We start from the raw sequence: 5,187 nt of genomic DNA, 5'->3' as shown, positions 1-5,187 counted from the left end.
GGGAGTTTCGCCGATCAGGGCCACGGATGGGGCGGCTAAGGGCACAATCTGCGGCCGAGCTTGCTCACTTTTGATGCGAGGACCGCGCCATGACTTCTCCTTTTGCTTCCATGCCCCCCCTGCCGGATTTCGCCAAGATGGTGACGGGCTTCGATTTCCTCCAAAGCCTGATGAAAAACGCCAGCACCCAAGTGCCCGGTGTGCCGCAGTGGGTGGCCCCCACGCTCGACCCGGAAGAACTGGATCGGCGCATCCATGAATTGCGCACGGTGCAGTTCTGGTTGGAACAAAACGTGCGCATGCTGGGCAGTACCATTCAGGCCCTTGAAGTGCAGCGCATGACGCTTTCCACCCTCAAAGGCATGAACGTGGCGGTGGGCGATTTGCAAGAAGCCTTGAAAGTACGTATGCCGGAGGCTTCATCAAGCTCAACGGCGGCTCCAGAAAACGCTGCTTTGGGCTCCACCGCTTCAGGCATTGATCCGATGCAATGGTGGCAGGCGCTGACGCAGCAGTTCAGCCAGATCGCTGCGCAAACCCAGGCCCAGATGACACCTTTGACCCCGACGCCCGCGCCCAACTCGGATGCCGTTGCACCCACCGCCGATCACTCGACGGCGGCCAAGAAAACCACCCCCCGCCGCAAGGCCGCAGGTTGAGAGCGTTGTTGTGATCAGCGAGACATCTTCCGTGGGCGCGCCCGTCGAGGCGCAGCAGCGCACCCATCGCCAAGCCGAATTGATCAAGGCCTTGACGGCCGTGTTGCCGCCGCACGCCCTGCTCTGGCAAAGCGAGGACACCACGCCCTATGAATGCGATGGCCTCACGGCCTACCGCGAGCGGCCTTTGGCCGTGGCTTTGCCGGAAACCGAGGTGCAGGTGGCGGCCGTTTTGGCCGCGTGCCACGCCTTGGCGGTGCCCGTGGTGGCCCGAGGAGCCGGCACGGGCTTGTCGGGCGGAGCGACGCCGCATGCTTTGGGCCTGACGTTGTCGTTGGCGCGTTTCAACCGCATCGTCGCCATCGACGCCCGAGCCCGTACCGCCGTGGTCCAAGCCGGCGTGCGCAACTTGGCCATCAGCGAGGCCGCAGCGCCTTATGGTTTGTATTACGCGCCCGATCCATCCAGCCAGATCGCTTGCACCATCGGGGGCAACGTGGCTGAGAACTCGGGCGGGGTGCATTGCCTCAAGTACGGTCTGACCCTGCACAACGTGCTGCGCGTGCGCGGCTACACGGTTGAAGGCGAGGCGATTGAGTTTGGCGCGCAGGCGCTTGATGCGCCGGGCTTGGACCTACTCAGCGTCGTGATCGGCAGCGAAGGCATGTTGGCGGTGGTGACCGAAGTGACCGTGCGCTTGGTGCCCAAGCCGCAGGTGGCGCGCTGCATCATGGCCAGCTTTGCCGACATCCGCCACGCGGGCGATGCGGTCGCCTCGGTGATCGCCGCCGGCATCATCCCGGCGGGGTTGGAGATGATGGACAAGCCCATGACGGCGGCGGTCGAGGACTTTGTCCACGCCGGCTACGACTTGGATGCGGCGGCGATTTTGTTGTGCGAAAGCGACGGCACGACCGAAGAGGTTGAGGAAGAAATCGGCCGCATGCAGGCGGTGCTGTCGCGTTGTGGGGCCACGCGCATCGAGATCAGCCGCGACGAAGCGCAGCGGCTGCGTTTTTGGAGTGGCCGCAAGAACGCCTTCCCGGCCTCAGGCCGGATCAGCCCCGATTACCTCTGCATGGACTCGACCATCCCGCGCAAAAAGCTGGCCGAGATGCTGATCGAGATCGCCCTGATGGAGCGTCGCTACGGTCTGCGTTGCTGCAACGTCTTCCACGCCGGGGACGGCAACTTGCATCCGTTGATCCTGTTCAACGCCAACATCCCCGACGAGTTGCGTCGCGCGGAGTTGTTTGGGGCCGATATTTTGGAAACCAGCGTGCGCCTTGGCGGCACGATCACGGGTGAACACGGGGTGGGTCTGGAAAAGATCGCCTCGATGTGTGTTCAGTTCAGCCCCGAAGAGCGGGCGCAGATGGAAGCCCTGAAGCGCGCTTTTGACGCCAAGGGGCTGCTGAATCCGGGCAAGGTCATCCCGACCCTGCACCGCTGCGCCGAGTACGGAAAGATGCATGTGCGGCGGGGCTTGTTGCCCTTTGCCGATCTGCCGAGGTTTTGAGTCATGGGTGATGTTGTGTTGCAGCGTTGGCGCGAACGTGTCCAAGCGGCCCGTTCAGCGGGAACGACGCTGTTGATCAAAGGCGGCGATACCAAAGAGTTCTACGGTGAGCCCTTGGCCCCTGAGGTCGATCCTGCCGAGGTGCTCGATACCCGTGAACTGCGCGGCGTGTCGAGCTACGAGCCCAGCGAGTTGGTGGTGACGGTGCGTGCCGGCACCTTGCTGTCGGACTTGGAAGCGTGTTTGGCCGAGAAAGGCCAGTTTCTGGCGTTTGAGCCACCGCGTTTTGCCCCGGGGGGGACGGTCGGCGGCATGGTGGCGGCGGGCTTGTCGGGCCCGAGTCGGGCCACGGTGGGCTGCGTGCGCGATTTCGTGCTCGGTGCCACCTTGCTCAATGGTCGCGCTGAGCTGCTCAGCTTTGGCGGTCAGGTGATGAAGAACGTCGCGGGCTACGACGTCTCACGGCTCTTGGCTGGGTCGATGGGCATGCTGGGTGTGATCTGCGAGGTTTCGCTCAAGGTCTTGCCCCAGCCCACCGCCAGCCTGACCCTGCGTTTCGACATGGATCAGCCGGTCGCGCTCGAAACCCTGCATGAGTGGGCCGGTCAGGCCTTGCCGCTCTCGGCCAGCGCGTGGTGGGACGGGGCCTTGGTGCTGCGTCTGGCTGGCGCTGAAGCGGCCGTGACCGCAGCAGCGCGCAGCTTGGGCGGCGATGTCATCGAAGCGGCCTTGGCGCAGCGTTTTTGGGGCGGCTTGCGTGATCACAGCGATGATTTCTTCCTGCACGCCGACCGCACCATCGCCGAAGACGGCGCTTGCTTGTGGCGCTTGTCCCTGCCGCAAACCGCGCCGCCGCTGGCCTTGAGCGGCGAGCAGCTGATCGAATGGGGCGGCGGGCAGCGTTGGTTGCTGACGCCCGAATCCGCCACCTCGGTGCGCTGCGCAGCTGCCGCAGTGGGCGGCCACGCCACCTTGTTCCGTGCGCGCGACCGCCGCCCAGCGTTCAGCGGCGGCAGTGTTTTTACGCCTCTTTCAACCCCCCTGGAGAAACTGCACCGGCAGCTCAAGCGGGCCTTTGACCCGGAGGGCGTGTTCAACCCCGGTCGGCTCTACCCCGGGCTCTGAAGTGCCTCTAGACCGTTGTCCTTTTGCCCATGCAAACCCATCTCGCTCCTGAATTTGAAGGTACACCGGACGGTGAAGCCGCTGAGGCGATCCTGCGCCGCTGCGTGCATTGCGGTTTTTGCACCGCCACCTGCCCGACCTACCAACTGCTGGGCGATGAGCTTGACGGCCCGCGAGGCCGGATCTACCTCATCAAGCAAGTGCTCGAAGGCCATGAGCCAACGCGCAAGACCCAGCTGCACCTTGACCGTTGCTTGACGTGTCGCAACTGCGAAACCACCTGTCCCTCGGGGGTCGAATACGGCCATTTGGTCGAGATCGGCCGACGCATCGTGGACGCCAAAGTTGAGCGCCCGCGCAAGGAAAAAACCGTGCGCTGGTTGCTGCGCGAGGGCATGACTTCGCCGTTGTTCAAGCCCGCCTTGAGCCTCGGCCAGACCGTGCGCCCTTTGCTGCCCAAGACCTTGCAAGAGCATGTGCCGCCGCATCAAACTCAAGCCAGCCGCGCCAAGCGCTGGCCGCAGCGCAGCCATGACCGCAAGGTCTTGATGCTGCTGGGCTGTGTGCAGCCGGCCTTGCAGCCCAACATCAACAGCGCCACCGCCCGGGTGCTCGACGCCTGCGGCATCCAAACCTTGGTGTCGGACGAAGCGGGTTGCTGCGGTGCGGTGCGCGGCCATTTGGGCGAGCAAGAAGCCTCGCTCAACGAAGCGCGCCGCAACATCGATGCTTGGTGGCCGCGCATCAAAGGCAGCTCGCCTGAAGATCGGGTCGAGGCCTTGGTGGTCAACGCTTCCGGCTGCGGCCTGATGGTCAAGGAATACGGCCAAGCCCTGGCGAACGACCCGGCTTACGCCCAAAAGGCACGCAAGATCAGCCGCATGACGCGCGATCTCTCCGAGCTGTTGCCCGACTTGATGCCGCGCTTGAAGATGTACCTCAGCCAAGGCAGCGGCCGAGACTTGCCGCGCCCGCGTCTGGCTTGGCATCCGCCGTGTACCTTGCAACACGGCCAAAAACTGCGCGGTGGTGTCGAAGGTGCGCTGCGCGAACTCGGCTTCGAGGTCGAACTCGCCGCTCAAGACAGCCACCTCTGCTGCGGCTCGGCTGGCACTTACTCGGTCTTGCAACCCGAGATCTCGCAACAACTGCGCGAACGCAAACTCACCCAACTCGAAGCCGTGATGCCCCAGGTGATCGTCTCAGCCAACATCGGCTGCATCAAACACCTCCAATCCGGCACTGCGCTTCCCGTGCGCCACTGGATCGAAGTCCTGGACGACGTGCTGGAGGCGGCGCGCTGAATCGGTGATTCACCCTCGAAAGGACGCAAACCATGGCGATGTTGTTGATCACGGGCGCGAGCCGGGGGATTGGGGCGGCGACGGCGCGTTTGGCGGCGGGGCTGGGCTGGGATCTGGCCCTCAATTACCAGCGGGACGCAGCCGCCGCTGAGGCTTTGGCGGCCGAGGTGCGCTCGCTGGGGCGGCGGGCGATCACGGTGCAGGCTGACGTGGCTGACGAGGGGCAGGTGGTGCGCATGTTTGAGCGCATCGATGCTGAGCTTGGGTCGTTTGGATCTTTGGGCGGCTTGGTCAATAACGCTGGGGTGGTGGATCAGCCCGCGCGGGTCGAGGCGATGTCGGCCGAGCGCGTGCAGCGCATGTTTGCGGTCAACGTTTTCGGCAGCTTCACCTGCGCCCGCGAAGCGGTGCGGCGCATGAGCACCCGCCATGGCGGCAGCGGTGGCGCGATTGTCAACCTCTCGTCCAGCGCCGTGCGCTCAGGCGGCGCGGGGCAGTACGTCGATTACGCCGCCGCCAAAGGCGCGATTGATGTCTTCACCTTGGGGCTGTCGAAGGAAGTGGCCGGCGAAGGCATTCG

Annotated in this window: 5 protein-coding genes; all 5 read left to right on the top strand. The window is 64.5% G+C overall.

Annotation, left to right across the window (positions count from 1 at the left end; genetic code table 11):
- Window positions 1-89: 89 nt before the first annotated feature.
- Window positions 90-659: a PhaM family polyhydroxyalkanoate granule multifunctional regulatory protein gene (locus AC3VI7_RS12005; RefSeq protein ID WP_489671566.1), complete on the top strand. Its 570-nt coding sequence runs from the start codon at window positions 90-92 to the stop codon at window positions 657-659.
- Between the two features lie 31 nt (window positions 660-690).
- On the top strand, window positions 691-2,178 hold the full coding sequence (locus tag AC3VI7_RS12000) for an FAD-linked oxidase C-terminal domain-containing protein (protein WP_489671344.1): 1,488 nt from the start codon (window positions 691-693) through the stop codon (window positions 2,176-2,178).
- Window positions 2,179-2,181: 3 nt separating this feature from the next.
- Window positions 2,182-3,303: a glycolate oxidase subunit GlcE gene (gene glcE, locus AC3VI7_RS11995; RefSeq protein WP_489671343.1), complete on the top strand. Its 1,122-nt coding sequence runs from the start codon at window positions 2,182-2,184 to the stop codon at window positions 3,301-3,303.
- A gap of 29 nt (window positions 3,304-3,332) precedes the next feature.
- Window positions 3,333-4,607 carry a glycolate oxidase subunit GlcF gene (gene glcF / locus AC3VI7_RS11990; RefSeq protein ID WP_369415305.1) on the top strand — a complete coding sequence of 425 codons (1,275 nt, stop codon included), beginning with the start codon at window positions 3,333-3,335 and terminating at the stop codon, window positions 4,605-4,607.
- A gap of 32 nt (window positions 4,608-4,639) precedes the next feature.
- A partial coding sequence (locus AC3VI7_RS11985) for an SDR family NAD(P)-dependent oxidoreductase (RefSeq protein ID WP_489671565.1) occupies window positions 4,640-5,187 on the top strand: 548 nt, incomplete at its 3' end.

Source organism: Leptothrix toolikensis (SeqCode), from assembly GCF_057922285.1.
Note: the sequence above shows the minus strand (reverse complement) of the source record. Positions and strands in the feature narration are given on the sequence as shown.

Bases quoted from the DNA above. Each gene is read 5' to 3' on its own strand.
- AC3VI7_RS12005 (WP_489671566.1), top strand. From the start codon at position 90: ATGACTTCTCCTTTTGCTTCCATGCCCCCCCTGCCGGATTTCGCCAAG.
- glcE (WP_489671343.1), top strand. From the start codon at position 2,182: ATGGGTGATGTTGTGTTGCAGCGTTGGCGCGAACGTGTCCAAGCGGCC.
- glcF (WP_369415305.1), top strand. From the start codon at position 3,333: ATGCAAACCCATCTCGCTCCTGAATTTGAAGGTACACCGGACGGTGAA.